The sequence below is a fragment of the Herbaspirillum sp. Her4 genome (assembly GCF_057961335.1).
Genome location: NZ_CM176330.1, coordinates 4,394,918 through 4,409,484, shown reverse-complemented (window position 1 = coordinate 4,409,484; position 14,567 = coordinate 4,394,918). Strand labels below are relative to the sequence as shown.

14 protein-coding genes, 1 tRNA gene and 1 pseudogene are annotated in these 14,567 nt (G+C 55.6%); 11 read left to right on the top strand and 5 right to left on the bottom strand.

Going from position 1 to position 14,567, the window contains the following annotated elements:
- From ACWFUC_RS19990 to ACWFUC_RS19970, 5 genes are all read left to right on the top strand, one after another.
- Positions 1–2,937: a site-specific DNA-methyltransferase gene (locus tag ACWFUC_RS19990; RefSeq protein ID WP_489637273.1), complete on the top strand. Its 2,937-nt coding sequence runs from the start codon at positions 1–3 to the stop codon at positions 2,935–2,937.
- A complete protein-coding gene (locus ACWFUC_RS19985) occupies positions 2,937–5,012 on the top strand; it encodes a UvrD-helicase domain-containing protein (RefSeq protein WP_489637272.1) in 2,076 nt (691 codons plus the stop codon). Before ACWFUC_RS19990 ends, ACWFUC_RS19985 begins: the two co-directional genes overlap by 1 nt.
- Positions 5,013–5,486: 474 nt before the next feature.
- Positions 5,487–6,080 carry a hypothetical protein gene (locus tag ACWFUC_RS19980; RefSeq protein WP_489637271.1) on the top strand — a complete coding sequence of 198 codons (594 nt, stop codon included), beginning with the start codon at positions 5,487–5,489 and terminating at the stop codon, positions 6,078–6,080.
- 241 nt (positions 6,081–6,321) lie between these two features.
- Complete coding sequence (locus tag ACWFUC_RS19975) at positions 6,322–6,900, top strand: 3'-5' exonuclease (RefSeq protein WP_489637270.1); 579 nt, start codon at positions 6,322–6,324, stop codon at positions 6,898–6,900.
- Positions 6,901–6,914: 14 nt separating this feature from the next.
- Entirely contained in the window at positions 6,915–7,379 is a 465-nt protein-coding gene (locus ACWFUC_RS19970; protein WP_489637269.1) for a 3'-5' exonuclease family protein, read from the top strand.
- 98 nt (positions 7,380–7,477) lie between these two features.
- Here the strand turns inward: ACWFUC_RS19970 and ghoS are convergent, their stop codons facing one another.
- A complete protein-coding gene (gene ghoS, locus ACWFUC_RS19965) occupies positions 7,478–7,786 on the bottom strand; it encodes a type V toxin-antitoxin system endoribonuclease antitoxin GhoS (RefSeq protein ID WP_489637268.1) in 309 nt (102 codons plus the stop codon).
- A 390-nt stretch (positions 7,787–8,176) separates the two neighbouring features.
- Between ghoS and ACWFUC_RS19960 the strand changes: the two genes are divergently transcribed.
- From ACWFUC_RS19960 to arsH, 6 genes are all read left to right on the top strand, one after another.
- On the top strand, positions 8,177–8,512 hold the full coding sequence (locus tag ACWFUC_RS19960; protein ID WP_489637267.1) for an ArsR/SmtB family transcription factor: 336 nt from the start codon (positions 8,177–8,179) through the stop codon (positions 8,510–8,512).
- A 43-nt stretch (positions 8,513–8,555) separates the two neighbouring features.
- Entirely contained in the window at positions 8,556–9,065 is a 510-nt protein-coding gene (locus ACWFUC_RS19955) for an arsenate reductase ArsC (RefSeq protein ID WP_489637266.1), read from the top strand.
- Between the two features lie 64 nt (positions 9,066–9,129).
- Positions 9,130–10,413, top strand: coding sequence for an arsenic transporter (locus tag ACWFUC_RS19950; RefSeq protein ID WP_489637265.1), 1,284 nt, complete (start codon positions 9,130–9,132; stop codon positions 10,411–10,413).
- A gap of 1 nt (position 10,414) precedes the next feature.
- A complete protein-coding gene (locus ACWFUC_RS19945) occupies positions 10,415–11,614 on the top strand; it encodes an MFS transporter (protein WP_489637264.1) in 1,200 nt (399 codons plus the stop codon).
- 9 nt (positions 11,615–11,623) lie between these two features.
- Positions 11,624–12,052 carry an arsenate reductase (glutaredoxin) gene (gene arsC / locus ACWFUC_RS19940; RefSeq protein WP_050470556.1) on the top strand — a complete coding sequence of 143 codons (429 nt, stop codon included), beginning with the start codon at positions 11,624–11,626 and terminating at the stop codon, positions 12,050–12,052.
- Positions 12,018–12,755 carry an arsenical resistance protein ArsH gene (gene arsH, locus ACWFUC_RS19935; protein ID WP_489637263.1) on the top strand — a complete coding sequence of 246 codons (738 nt, stop codon included), beginning with the start codon at positions 12,018–12,020 and terminating at the stop codon, positions 12,753–12,755. Before arsC ends, arsH begins: the two co-directional genes overlap by 35 nt.
- Positions 12,756–12,875: 120 nt before the next feature.
- On the opposite strand, the pseudogene ACWFUC_RS19930 reads toward arsH, so the two are convergent.
- The 4 genes and pseudogenes from ACWFUC_RS19930 to ACWFUC_RS19915 form a co-directional block, all read right to left on the bottom strand.
- Positions 12,876–13,100: pseudogene (locus ACWFUC_RS19930) on the bottom strand (tyrosine-type recombinase/integrase); the annotation flags it as partial.
- 222 nt (positions 13,101–13,322) lie between these two features.
- Positions 13,323–13,412, bottom strand: a tRNA-Ser gene (locus ACWFUC_RS19925).
- 123 nt (positions 13,413–13,535) lie between these two features.
- Positions 13,536–14,324, bottom strand: coding sequence for an SDR family oxidoreductase (locus ACWFUC_RS19920; RefSeq protein WP_134135905.1), 789 nt, complete (start codon positions 14,322–14,324; stop codon positions 13,536–13,538).
- Positions 14,325–14,419: 95 nt separating this feature from the next.
- Positions 14,420–14,566 (bottom strand): hypothetical protein, encoded by a 147-nt coding sequence (locus tag ACWFUC_RS19915; RefSeq protein WP_157845819.1) that lies wholly within the window; start codon positions 14,564–14,566, stop codon positions 14,420–14,422.
- Position 14,567: the final 1 nt, after the last annotated feature.

The following is a 14,567-nucleotide window of genomic DNA, read 5'->3' as shown; positions in this document are numbered from 1 at the left end:
ATGGCGACAAAGAAAATACAGACGCCTGCCAAGAGTATCGAGCAGATCACTCATACAGAGGCTAAACGTAAGAATATTCCGACTGTGGAACATCAGTCGGTGATGCAGCATCACGAGCAGGCGCCAGTGCAAGTGGCCTATCCGCGTGCCAACAAGCAATGGCTTGATGAACTCTGCGCCATGCGCGACGAGGGTAGCGCTTCCCCGGAATTCCAGCAACGACTCAACCGTGATCTTGACCCGCAACTGATCTGGCGCGGTAAGGATCAGCAGGACTGGTCCGACCTAGTAGTTAACGCGCCCCCGTTATACATCCAGGAAAAGGTCAAGCCCAAGGCGCTGATCGACGAATTGCGGCGCCAGACCGGAGTCCGCCGTGAGGCCATCGGGATGCAGCAGGAGACGCTGGATCTGTTCGGAGACTTCAACGGCCTGCCTGATGGTGCAGATCGAACCGAGTTCTATCAGCACGAAGGTCATTGGCAGAACCGTATGATTCTGGGTGATTCCTTACAGGTTATGGCCAGCCTCGCCGAGCGTGAGGGACTGCGTGGTAAGGTTCAGTGTATCTACTTCGATCCGCCGTATGGCATCAAATTTAACAGTAATTTCCAATGGTCAACTACCAACCGGGACGTGAAGGACGGTAACGCCCAACACATCACTCGCGAACCTGAGCAGGTCAAGGCATTCCGGGATACTTGGCGTGACGGTATCCATTCCTATTTGACTTATCTGCGTGACAGGTTGATTGTGGCAAGGGACTTGTTGACTGAAAGCGGTTCGATATTTGTGCAGATCGGCGAAGAAAATGTCCACCGTGTTCGCACCGTTCTAGATGAGGTTTTCGGTGATGTGAATTTCGTCAGCCAAATCAACTTTAAGACAACTGGTGGTGCGGGCTCACCTAGTGGTGGTACTGAAACACTCGCGTCAGTTAACAATTTCATTCTTTGGTATGCAAAGAATGCTTCAGTAATCAAGTATCGGCAGCTTTATCGGATGAAAGGGGAGTTGGCTGGCGGTGCTGCGGCTTATAATAAGCTTGACTTTTTTGATGCGAAAGAGCGTCGGACAGCATCTGAGGCTGAGAGAGAAGCACCATTGGAAGGCTCGCGTCTTTTTCGCTGGGATAATCTTACTAGTCAAAGCTCAGGAGGTCCACAGTTCTTCGACGTCAATCTGGATGGGGCAACTATACCTGTTGGAAAAAGCGGCTGGAAGACAACTTCCGCTGGCATGGAGCGTTTGAAAAAGGCGAAGCGCGTTGGGCTAGCAGGAAAAACCTTAAGCTATGTACGGTATGTCGTGGATTTTCCTGTCTACCCCTTGAACAATTCTTGGGATGATACGGTGACAGCAGGCTTTGCGTCCGATAAGGTGTATGTCGTGCAAACCAATCCGAAAGTGATCGAACGCTGCATTTCGATGACTACTGACCCAGGTGATTTGGTACTCGATCCAACGTGCGGTTCCGGTACAACTGCGTACGTGGCCGAACAATGGGGCCGTCGCTGGATCACGATTGACACTTCGCGGGTTTCACTAGCTTTGGCGCGTGCTCGAATTATGGGGGCACGCTACCCCTTCTACTTACTCGCCGATTCCCGGGAAGGGCAGCAGAAAGAAGCCGAAGTTAACCGCAGTGCGCCTTCTAGTCACGTCACCTACGGCAACATAGCTCATGGCTTCGTATATGAGCGCGTACCGCACATTACTCTTAAATCCATTGCCAATAACGTCGAGATTGATGTTATTTGGGATACCTTCCAGTCTCAGCTGGAACCGTTACGCGAAAAAATCAACACAACTCTGAAAAAAAGTTGGCATGAATGGGAAATTCCACGAGAAGCTGACGCCAAGTGGAGCGAGGCCGCGAAAAAGCTGCACGCTGATTGGTGGCAGAAACGTATCGCCCGCCAAAAGGAAATCGACGCTTCCATCGCCGCCAAGGCTGAGTTCGAATACCTCTACGACAAACCTTACGAAGACAAGAAGAAGGTGCGAGTGGCTGGACCTTTCACCGTGGAATCACTTAGCCCTCACCGCGTACTCGGGGTGGACGAAGAAGATAACGTGATCGACCATGTGGCCGAGACTCAGGCTGAATTCGGCCAGGACTTTGTTAGCCTTATTCTGTCAAATCTTCGAACCGCCGGTGTCCAGCAGGCGCACAAGTCTGACAAGATCGAATTCATCTCACTGGAACCTTGGCCTGGTGAATTGGTCTGCGCCGAAGGCCGGTATCTGGAAAGCGAACAAGTGAAGCGTGCTGGCATTTTGATCGGACCAGAATTCGGCACGGTCTCCCGCGCGGATCTGGTAGATGCAGCCCGCGAAGCCGGTGATGCCAACTTCGACGTGCTCATCGCCTGCGCTTTCAACTATGATGCGCCGGCCAGCGAATTCAGTAAGCTGGGCCGCATCAACGTGCTCAAGGCTCGTATGAACGCCGACCTGCACATGGCCGAGGACCTGAAGAACACTGGCAAGGGAAATCTGTTCGTGATTTTTGGCGAGCCGGATGTGGATGTGCTCGACATCCAAGGCCGCAGTATTCGCAGATACGATGGCAAGCGTGATGTTATCGAGGTACCTGACGACGGCCAACTTTTGGTGCGCATCAACGGTGTGGACGTATTCCATCCTAGTACGGGTGAAGTGCGCAGCGACGGTGCAGACGGCATAGCCTGCTGGTTCCTGGACACCGACTATAACGAGGAGTCCTTTTTTGTCCGCCATGCTTACTTCCTTGGCGCGAACGACCCATACAAAGCTCTGAAGACTACCCTCAAAGCGGAAGTCGACCCCGACGCTTGGGCCACGCTCAACTCCGATACTTCGCGTCCTTTCCCTAAGCCGAGTAACGGTCGGTTTGCTGTGAAGGTTATTAATCACCTCGGCGATGAGGTAATGAAGGTATTTAAGGTGAACTAATGGAATTCAGGATCGCCGATACTTTCACTGTCAGCCTCGCCCGCTTGAACGCTGATGAGCAGAAGGCTGCCAAGACTACAGCCTTCGATTTGCAGATCGATCCGAGTGGCAAGGGTATGAGTTTTCATAAACTTGAAAAGGGAAAGGACCCAAACTTCTGGTCAGTGCGCGTGAGCCGTGATATCCGCCTTATCGTTCACAAGACAGCAGGTAGCCTGCTGCTGTGTTATGTCGATCATCATGATAAGGCTTATCAATGGGCCGAGCGGCGCAAACTTGAAGTCCATCCGACCACAGGCGCGGCACAGCTCGTCGAGATCCGCGAACGTATAGAGGAAATCTTCGTTCCGAAGCACATCGAAAAAAGCACACCGGCATCACGGAAGAAATCAAATTTCTTCGCGGGCTATCGCGATGCACAGCTGCTGTCCTATGGTGTTCCTGAAGAATGGCTGGCCGATGTTAAGGCCGCTGACGAGGATTCGCTGCTGGAATTGGCCAACCACCTCCCCGGTGAAGCTGCCGAAGCCCTAATCGAACTGGCGACCGGCGGTACGCCAGCGTTGCCGGAAGTGGCGAGCAAAGGAGCCGATCCATTTCAACACCCCGATGCACAGCGCCGCTTCCGCATCATGGCTGATATGGAGGAGTTGGCTCGCGCCCTTGAGTATCCATGGGACAAGTGGACAGTGTTCCTTCATCCGGCGCAGCGACAGCTCGTCGAACGGAGTTACAACGGAGCGGCACGCGTGTCCGGCTCAGCTGGTACAGGAAAAACTGTGGTGGCTTTGCACCGCGCTGTACATCTGGCACATAAAGACGAAGATTCGCGTGTTCTGCTTGCAACGTTTTCCGATACGCTGGCTAATGCGTTGCGCGGCAACTTGTACCGACTTATCTGGAACACTCCGAAACTCGGCGAGCGCATCGACGTTGCTGCGATGAAGGCCATTGGGGTTCGCTTGTATTCAAAGGAATTCGGAAAGCCGATATTCGCTAGCGGCTCTGAAATTTCAGCCCTGTTGAAGACTGCCGCAATGCAGATCGGTGGCCTGAAAGTCAGCACTGCTTTCCTAGTCTCCGAATGGGAGGATGTGGTAGATACTTGGCAGGTTGATGACTGGGAGAGTTACAGAGATGCCAAGCGGCTGGGCAGAAAGACGCGCCTATCGGAGGTGCAGCGCGCCTTGTACTGGCAGGCATTTTCCCAGGTGAAGGCCCAATTGAAGGTGGCTGGAAAAATTACCACCGCTGAAATGTTTGCTAGGCTTGCTGAAATCATGGCACAGCGAAAACATCCGGTATTCGATTACATCGTCGTGGATGAGGCGCAGGATATAGGTGTACAGCAATTGCGCTTCCTCGCAGCGATCGCCCGCAACCGAGTAAATGCACTTTTCTTCGCCGGTGACCTCGGTCAACGCATCTTCCAGACACCATTCTCTTGGAAACATCTGGGTGTTGATGTGCGTGGTCGATCACGCACGCTCAATATTAATTACCGCACATCGCACCAAATTCGTTCACAGGCTGATCGTTTGCTCGGCCCTGAGGTATCCGATGTGGACGGTAACGTTGAAAGCCGCAAGGGTACGATTTCAGTGTTTAATGGACCAGAGCCGGCCATCCGCAGCTATGCCGATGCGGAGGCAGAAATTCAAGCAGTCGGCGCATGGTTGAAGCAATGCAACAGGAGTGGCGTGCTGCCGCACGAGATAGGAGTCTTCGTCCGATCAGAAAGCGAATTGCCTCGCGCTCAAGCAGCGGTAAAAACCTCGGATCTTTTAGGACGTGTGCTTGGGAAGAATATGGCAACGGAGGAGGGCTTCGTTAGCATCACCACCATGCATTTGGCAAAGGGGATGGAGTTTCGCGTGGTGGCTGTTATGGCCTGCGACGATGAGATTATTCCTTCGCAGGCGCGAATCGATGCGGCTGTAGGTGAGTCAGAACTGACTGAGATGTATAACACAGAGCGTCAATTGCTGTATGTCGCTTGCACTCGTGCCCGCGATCAACTGCATGTCTCTGCTGTGGAGCCGGGGTCAGAATTTTTGCAGGACTTGAAAAAGTGATTCTTTCGCTTTGCATCGAGGGACTTGAGTAGATACACCACCTAGTCCATATAGCACTGTCGCTGAATAGGCTGGGCGCTGCTGCCTTTAATTAGGTAGCCGATGCAAAGGCTACCCTTGAAAGACCCCAAATTGCCCTGTCCGTCGCCTTCTATCCAATGTTCTTGAGCAGCTAAGGAGGGGACGCAGGAAATTCAAAGCAGAATACTCAAGATTGTTGATCTCATATTGACTCCTTGTAAGTCATAAGAAAATCACGGTTCTATTTCTGACGGTTCTTGGACCGTTGCTCCGCACGATCTTTTGGGCTCGCCACGTCCGCTACCACCTTACCGGTCAAGATGGCAGTGTGAATATTCTCGGTAAAAGCACCACGTAGTATTCTTGAAAGGCACCATCTTCTCCACACAAGAGGCACCATCCAATCTCCCCAAAAGGAACCAGGTTGAGTATCCTAGGTTCCGCAAATGAGCAATGAATGGGGAAATTATGGGGTGGTTGAGCGCGACCTGGGGCGCATTACTCAAAGTGCTGGAGAGTCCGTCGGCATCTGGTTGGGTTCAGGCTATTGGCGCAATCTTGGCGCTTGCCATCGCGGTCTGGATTCCGACGCGGCAGTCTAAGCGGGACCGCAATGAACGTGTTTCGTCGCTGCTAGCCGTTGCCGAAGCCGCACACACGCACGCACAGAATATCCGGGCTGCGATTACGCGATCCGACTTTGAACGTGCGGAGCTAAGTATCTCGTTGTGGGCGGTTTACGATCGGACGATCATTGACGGCATTGTTAGAGCGTTGCAGTCGGTGCCTTTGCATGAACTCGGGCGCCGAGATGCAGTGATTGCTATGCTGGCTTTGACGGATCAAATGGTCTTTCTGGGGAAGGCCGTGGAGATACTTATTAAGGGGCCCGCTCAGCACCCGGAGTTGTCGAGGGCGCTGGAGGCGGCAAGTGACTCACAGACGCGGAGAGCGCTCTTCACGCAGGGATTTGGTGCATTGGCGCTGAACGTCACGACTCACCTTGACCGGATTGATCAGTGCTACAAGACGTTAGCTGATCGATGAAAACCAGCCAGACCAGGAAAGGAGAAAGCTATGACGATGCGCACATATCGCTATTTCGTCTGTCCTCAAAGGCATGAGGGCAATGAAAGAACTTCCGAAAACGATCAGCCGTATTCCGACGCTTGGGAATCCGTACAAATCACGGGGATGAAAGAAAGTGGGAAAGATTCCCAAGGATATGCAACCTATACGTGCGCAACGTGTGGTATGGCCATGTCCATTCGAGCTAAGTAGGAATAGGATGTTGAAGAAAATTCTGGTTGTGGATCTTGAGGCGACTTGCTCCGATGACGGCTCAATCACGTCAGAGGAAATGGAAATCATCGAAATCGGGGCTTGTTGGGCAACGGAGTCCGGCGTTGTACTTCAGCGATTCCAACACTTCGTGAGGCCGTTGCAACGGCCAATACTGACGCCTTTTTGTACGTCGCTGACAGGCATCTCTCAGCAAGAGGTAGATAGCGCGCCGCTCTTTCCTGTGGCTGCGCAAGCGCTGCGCGATTTTGTAGCGGAAACGAGCTCTCTCGATCCAGTCTGGATTAGCTGGGGAGCTTACGACTTCAAGCAGATGCAGAGGGATTCGGAGCGGCATGGTATTGCTTCACCGCTGACCATGCCTCATCAAAATGCCAAGAGATTGTTTGCCAAGGCTCAGCGTATCGGGAAAGAGGTAGGCATGGCAAAGGCCTGCGCGCTTGCCAAGATCGAAATGGAGGGACAGCATCACAGAGGACTCGACGACGCTGTGAACATCGCCAAATTGATGCCTTGGATCCTGGGAAGCACCCATCTTGGCGTTCCCAACGTTCCGGTTTTGTAAGCTAGGACTTTGCTATGGCGTTTAATGTTTTCATCGATACCGAATTCACGGATTTCCTCGATCCGCAGCTCATAAGCATCGGCCTCGTAGCCGAGAGCGGCGAGGAGTTTTATGCCGAACTGCCCTATGACATCAAGGCGTGCAGCGCTTTTGTGAAGGAGGCGGTGCTTCCTTTGCTGGGGTACGCCCCGCATGCGGAAGTGGCAATGGAAGATTTATACGGGGAGATAACGCAATGGCTTCGTATCGTTCGGCCCACTAACGAAGACGTCTTCATTTGCTACGACTACCAGACAGATTGGGATCTATTTTATGACGCGTTGGACGGCAGAGTTCCGCCCTGGTGCAAACGTCGCCTCGTGGCAGATCGAATCAACGAACTCCTCCGATATGAGTATCACAAACAAAATCGATTGCCCGAACATCATGCCCTGAATGATGCCAAAGCAAATTGCTATGCCTTCAGAGAACCTACCTGATTAAAAAGAACTTCGCCCTGAGTAGAAAAGGGCGAAGCTCTCATGTCACCAGACGAACAAAGCCGGCCTGTTCATCTGCACACGGTCAGGTCACCTGCTCAGGCGGCGCGGCGCGACGCCGGAACGATAGGTAAGCCATTCCAAGACGCGCTTTTGAAGCTCAATGCAATCACGCCGAACTTCCGGCCGGTTGCACGCGCCGCTGCTTCAGCTGCGTTCTGCACCGTCTGCAAATTAGCTTGGCTATTCTGCAGCGTGTAGGTGGCGTCGGGGAGTTGATACAAATTTCCCGTGTCACCGCGAATGGCACGCGAAAAACCGGCGCGCTCCATCTGCTGATGCAGAGTTTCATAGTGGCTCCACTGAGCATCGTGGAGCTCGATTCTTACCAAATAACTTTCGTACATTTCGCACTTCTTTCTGCCATTGGCATTAAAGAACGCGTGCGATCCAATGCAGCCCATTTAGATTAGATTGACAAATTAGCTCAATTTCTTCATAATAGCTGCCTACCTATTCATTTGTTAGCGGATCGCTACGTTCCGTTTCAAATTTGCCTTGTGCGGGAACACTCGGCGTCTCTCACCCGTCATTTCTGGCGGGTGTCCTTGTTAGCACTCAAATGGTCTGAGTGCTAATTCCTATTATAAGCACATCCGTGGTCACCTTGTCCAGTTTACTGTTGTTTTGAACAGTACTTCTGCGTCCGCACCTCGTTTAACCCCAAAATCCGCGTTGTATTTGCCTTTCGTTTCAATAATAATTGAATTATTGATATATTGAATTGAGGGCTGGCTATGGAAACAAAAACTGTCATTACCGCTCTGGCCGCGTTGGCTCAAGAGTCACGTTTGGCCATCTTCCGCTTTCTCGTTCAGGTTGGACCAGAGGGCAGCGCTGCCAGCAAGATCGGAGACGCCCTAGGCATCGCTCCATCCTCTCTGTCGTTTCACATGAAAGAGCTGTCGCATGCCGGTCTGGTGACTTCGCACCAAGAGGGGCGCTTCGTCATCTATGCCGCCAACTACACCGCCATGAACGATGTTCTGGGGTTTCTCACCGAGAACTGCTGCGGTGGCAACGTGTGCTCGCCTGTGAGTGCATGCTGCGAGCCAGCCGCTACTGCCGAATAATCAATGCCTGGAACCGCCAGGCCTTCACGCCAAAGAAGTCACCATGTCCACTAGCCAACAGAAGACCTACAACGTTCTTTTCCTCTGCACCGGTAATTCGGCTCGCAGCATCATGGCCGAAGCACTGCTCAACACCATGGGCAACGGCCGTTTCAACGCCTACAGCGCAGGCAGTCACCCGGCCGGCGCCGTTAATCCGCTGGCGTTGGAACAGATCCACGCGACTGGTTATCCGCTGAATGACCTGCGCAGCAAGAGCTGGGACGAGTTTGCGGCACCGGATGCCCCAAAGATGGACTTCATCATCACGGTTTGCGACAACGCCGCTGGCGAAGTATGTCCGATCTGGCCAGGACAACCGATCTCGGCCCACTGGGGATTCGAAGATCCAGCGGCTGCTACCGGCACCGACGAGCAAAAGCGCGCCGTATTCTCGAAGGTTGCCCGCCAGATCATGACCCGCGTGAACATCTTCGCCAGCCTGCCGTTCCACACGCTCGAAAAGACCTCGATCAAGCGTGAGATGGACGCTATCGGCGCCACCCCGGTTTAACCTTACGGCAGGAGCCATTGGGCTCCTGCCTCTCTGACTCCTCTTCTTCGACCAAGGAAAGAAAGTGCTGGCCGCTTTTGTCATCTTCCTGCTCACTCTGATTTTTGTCATTTGGCAGCCCAAGGGGCTCGGCATTGGCTGGAGCGCGTGCGCTGGCGCGGCCGTGGCTTTGGCTGCCGGCGTCATTCATCTTTCGGACATCCCGGTTGTCTGGCACATCGTCTGGAACGCCACGGGTACCTTCATCGCCATCATTATCATCAGCCTGCTACTGGACAAGGCCGGCTTCTTTGAGTGGGCAGCTTTGCACGTAGCCCGGTGGGGTGGTGGTCGCGGCCGCATGCTGTTCGTACTGCTGATCCTGTTGGGCGCAGCCGTATCTGCCCTGTTCGCCAACGATGGCGCTGCGCTGATCCTGACGCCGATCGTCATCGCCATGCTGCTGGCGCTGCGATTCTCGCCCCAGGCGACGCTGGCCTTTGTCATGGCGGCCGGCTTCATCGCCGACACAGCCAGCCTGCCGCTGGTGGTGTCCAACCTGGTGAATATTGTCTCGGCGGACTTCTTCAAGATCGGCTTTGCAGAATATGCCTCGGTCATGATCCCCGTCGACATCGTGTCAGTCGCGGCGACGCTCATCGTGCTCTTCCTCTACTTCCGTCGCGATATCCCCGCAAACTATGACCTGACCCAGGTTCCGGATCCCGTTGCGGCCATCCATGATCGGGCAACGTTCGTCGCCGGCTGGTGGGTGCTTGCGCTGCTGCTGGTGGGTTTCTTCTGGCTGGAAGGCCTCGGTGTGCCCATCAGCGCCGTGGCGGCGGTTGGTGCACTGATCCTCTTGGCAGTTGCAGGCAAAGGCCATGTCATTTCCACGCGCGAGGTCATCAAGGGTGCGCCCTGGCAGGTCGTGTTCTTCTCGCTGGGGATGTACCTGGTTGTCTATGGGCTGCGCAATGCGGGCCTGACGGACTACCTGACAAGCGTGCTGAACGGCTTTGCAGAGCACGGCGTCTGGGGCGCTGCCCTCGGTACCGGCTTCTTGACGGCTTTCCTGTCGTCGATCATGAACAACATGCCGACGGTGCTGGTGGGCGCACTGTCGATCGACGCCACCACGGCCCAAGGCGTGGTGAAGGAAGCAATGGTCTATGCCAATGTCATTGGCAGCGACCTTGGCCCCAAGATCACCCCCATCGGTAGCCTGGCGACCTTGCTCTGGTTGCATGTGCTGGACAAGAAGAGTATCCACATCTCATGGGGCTATTACTTCCGGGTGGGCGCGATGCTGACGCTGCCCGTCCTGCTGGTGACGCTGTCCGCCTTGGCACTGAGGTTGGGGAGCTGAAGTGGAGGCCCGCAAATCGACCTGGCTGATTCCCTCGCTTGGGCTGACCCAGATTGTCTGCTGGGGATCGATGTTCTATGCCTACGGGATCTTGATGCAGCCGATGCAGACTGAGCTGCAGCTCTCCAAGCCAGTCGTGGTCGGAGCTTATTCCCTTGCGCTGCTCATTTCGGGGCTGATGTCGACGCTGGCCGGCAGCATCATTGACCGCATCGGTGGTCGATTGCTGATGGGTGCAGGAACCGTATTGGCCGCCTTGATGCTGGCGGCCATGTCGTTCGTTCACGATGCGCTGTGGCTTTATCTCATCTGGGCGGTAATCGGGCTGGCCATGAGCGCGACGCTATACCAGCCGGCGTTCGCCGTGTTGACCCAGGTCTTCCAAGCAGATTTCCGCCGCGCCATCACGATGTTGACGCTTTTTGGTGGCTTTGCCAGTACCGTCGCCTGGCCGCTGACCCAATGGTTGCTGGAGCAGTATGGCTGGCGGACGACGTGGCAGATTTACGCGGTGGCCAACCTGGTGATCTGCCTGCCGGTTCACATGTTGCTTCCAGCAGCCAGGTCTATTCAGAAGACCAAGGCCGCCGCCAATAAGGATTGGGACCTGAAGGCTGTGCTACGGCAACCGAGTTTTTATGCAGTGACGACGGCCGTGACCTTGAACGCCCTGGTGTTCTCGGCAATGTCGTTGCACTTGATGTCGATTTTGCATGATCGCGGAATGACACCGTACTATGCCGCCGCAATCGGAGCGATGATTGGCCCCATGCAGGTGTTGGGCCGAATCCTGGAGACCACGATCGGGAAGAAGGCCAGCACCAGGCAGACGGGCCAGTTTGCCATTTCCTTGCTGCCAGTAGCTTTGCTTCTGCTCTATGCCCCAGCTGACTGGCTGGTGCTCTACGGACTGTTTGCCATCCTGTACGGCATGGGCAACGGCGTCATGACTATCGTTCGCGGGACGCTGCCAGCTGAGTTGTATGGCCGTGAGGCCTACGGCGCCATCAGCGGCGCGATGGCAACTCCGGTCACGATCGCTTTCGCAGCCGGTCCGTTCGTCGCATCGCTCCTCTATAGCGTCGGAGGCGGCTATCCCGGTGCCATAGCTGCCCTGGTTGCCATAGCGGCGACGGGAGCAATTCTCTTCTTTTTCGCTACGGCGGCGATTCGCCCGCAATCAGAGCCGATTTCACAATAGGACCTCACCATGACGATCATCTATCACAACCCCGCATGCGGGACCTCCCGCAACACCCTGGCCATGATCCGCAACAGCGGCGAAGAGCCGACCGTGATTGAATACCTGCAGCATCCGCCCAGCCGCGAGCAGCTGGTCAAGATGATTCAGGATGCCGGCCTGACCGTTCGTGAGGCCATCCGCCAGAAAGGCACGCCTTATGCTGAGCTGGGTCTGGATGACATTACCTTGACCGACGATCAACTACTGGATGCAATGCTGGCCAATCCCATCCTGATCAACAGACCGTTCGTCGTGACGACCAAGGGAACCAGGCTATGCCGTCCGTCCGAGTTGGTATTGGACATCCTCCCGAACCCGCAACAAGGCGCTTTCACCAAGGAAGACGGCGAAGTCGTGATCAATGCGGAGGGCCAACGTGTCGCACCAGGTAACTGATCTGCCTAACGTCGATCCCGGCCAGTTCAAGGTGCCTGCGATCGGTGACTTCTCGAAAATTGGCGCGTCGACCCACCGGCCACGCTTTCTCCTGCTGTACGGATCTGTTCGTGAACGTTCTTATAGCCGATTACTGACCATGGAAGCTGCCCGGCTGCTGGAAGCGATGGGCGGCGAGGTCAAGATATTTGATCCCCGCGGCTTGCCGTTGCCGGATAGTGAGCCGGAGACACATCCGAAGGTCGTGGAACTGCGCGACCTGGCCAACTGGTCCGAAGGCATGGTTTGGTGCTCGCCTGAGCGCCACGGCGCCATGACAGGCATCATGAAAGCCCAAATCGACTGGATTCCGTTGTCGCAGGGAGCCATTCGTCCTTCTCAAGGCAAGACGTTGGCCGTCATGGAGGTATCTGGAGGTTCGCAGTCCTTCAACGCCGTCAATCAAATGCGGATACTCGGCCGCTGGATGCGGATGCTGACCATTCCTAATCAGTCATCGGTGGCCAAGGCCTATCAGGAGTTCGATGACGCCGGCAGGATGAAGCCGTCGCCATACTACGAACGCGTGGTCGACGTGATGGAGGAATTGTTCAAATTCACGTTGTTGACGCGCGATATTTCACCATTTTTGACCGACCGATACAGTGAGCGCCGAGAAACTGCCGAGGAGCTGTCCAAGCGCATGAATCAGCGCGCCATCTAAGAAGTGGCATGCCGCCATGCGGACCACGCTCCTCGGCAGTATTGCAATTACTGCTTCTCGCTCTTCTTCCCCCCACGTTTGGAGACCGGTGCGTTAGCGCTACGCATCGAATCTCCATTCAATTACTTGATCCAGAATGGTGCGAGCCATTGCTCGGAAGCCGTGAGCCGTCATCACCTCCTTGGCATAGCCCATTCCCCGCAGGGTTGCATTGACGGTGTTCTCGCTCATGCAGCGTTCACCAGTACGGATACTGGGGAAGACATAGCACCCATGTCCGCTGAGGGCATGGAGGCCGCGCAGCACCTCTACTGCTTGAGTAGGTAAAGGGACTAGATGCTTCCCCTCCCATTTTCATCTTGATTGCAGGAATACGTCGCAAGGGAAGTTTAAGGTCGGGTTCGGGTATTTGACCGCAGCGAGTCAGAGCTAAGCTAGCATTGCGAGCACTTGAGGTCGCTAAGAGAAAAATCCGCCATTTGACGCGTGTACGATATTTTTTTATGTGGGCTTTTATGTGGGATCAAAAGAAAAACGGGCCGAAAAGGCCCGTCCTATATGGTGTTCTGGCGGAGGCTGTGAGATTCGAACTCACGGACGGGTCACCCCGTCGGCAGTTTTCAAGACTGCTGGTTTAAACCGCTCACCCAAACCTCCTTGCGTGGCAGCCGGGCATGTTGCCCGTCGCACGAGGGCCGCATTATACATCACATCACTTGCTTTGCATCCACCCTTTCCGGCATGCAAGGCATCCGCCCACCAGACGACCCGGCATCCCGCTCAGAATGTCCCCGGATAAGCGCCCCCATCCATCAGCAGATTCTGCCCCGTGATGAACCCCGCCTGCGCACTGCACAGATAAGCGCAGGCATCCCCGAACTCGGCCGGATCGCCAAAGCGTCCCGCCGGATTGAGCTTGCGCCGGTCCGCCAGCACCTCGTCCACCGTGCGCCCGCTCTCCTTTGCCGCCCCCGTCGCAGTGGAACGCAGGCGATCCGTCTCGAACGGCCCCGGCAGGAGATTGTTGATGGTCACGTTGTGCGCCACCGTCTTGCGCGCCAGCCCCGCCACAAAACCCGTCAGCCCCGAGCGCGCGCCATTGGAGAGCCCCAGGATATCAATCGGTGCCCGCACCGCACTCGACGTGATGTTGACGATGCGCCCGAAGCCGCGCGCGATCATCCCATCCACCGTCGCCTTGATGAGCTCAATGGGCGTCAGCATGTTGGCGTCGACCGCCGCGATCCAGTCATCCCGCGTCCACTCACGAAAATCGCCCGGCTTGGGTCCGCCGGCATTGGTCACCAGAATGTCCGGGGCAGGGCAGGCGGCCAGCGCCAGGGCGCGTCCTTCCGGGGTGGTGATGTCGCACGCAACCGTGGTGATGATGGCACCGGTGGCAGCGGTCTCCGTGCGGATGGCCTGGGCCGTTGCTTCCAGTGCCTCCGCGCCGCGCGCCAGCAGAGTGACGTGCACGCCTTCGCGCGCCAGCGAGAGTGCGCACGCACGGCCGAGGCCCTTGCTCGATGCGCAGACGAGGGCGGTTTTACCTTTGATGCCGAGATCCATTCTGTCTTCCTTTGCTTGAGGGGGATGGCAGGAAAGCACAGCCGCCGGGACAGCCCGGTCCGCCTGCGCTACACTGTCGGGCCTGATCGGCGGCGCTATTTCTTCATCACCATGTAGATGGCCAGCGCAATGAGGGCTACCACGCCCATCTCCAGCGCAAACACGATGACGCCGCTCATGTCAGTCTCCTTTTTTATCCTTCGATGCGGCCACTGCACCTTGCAGCCGGCCAGCAGAGGCATC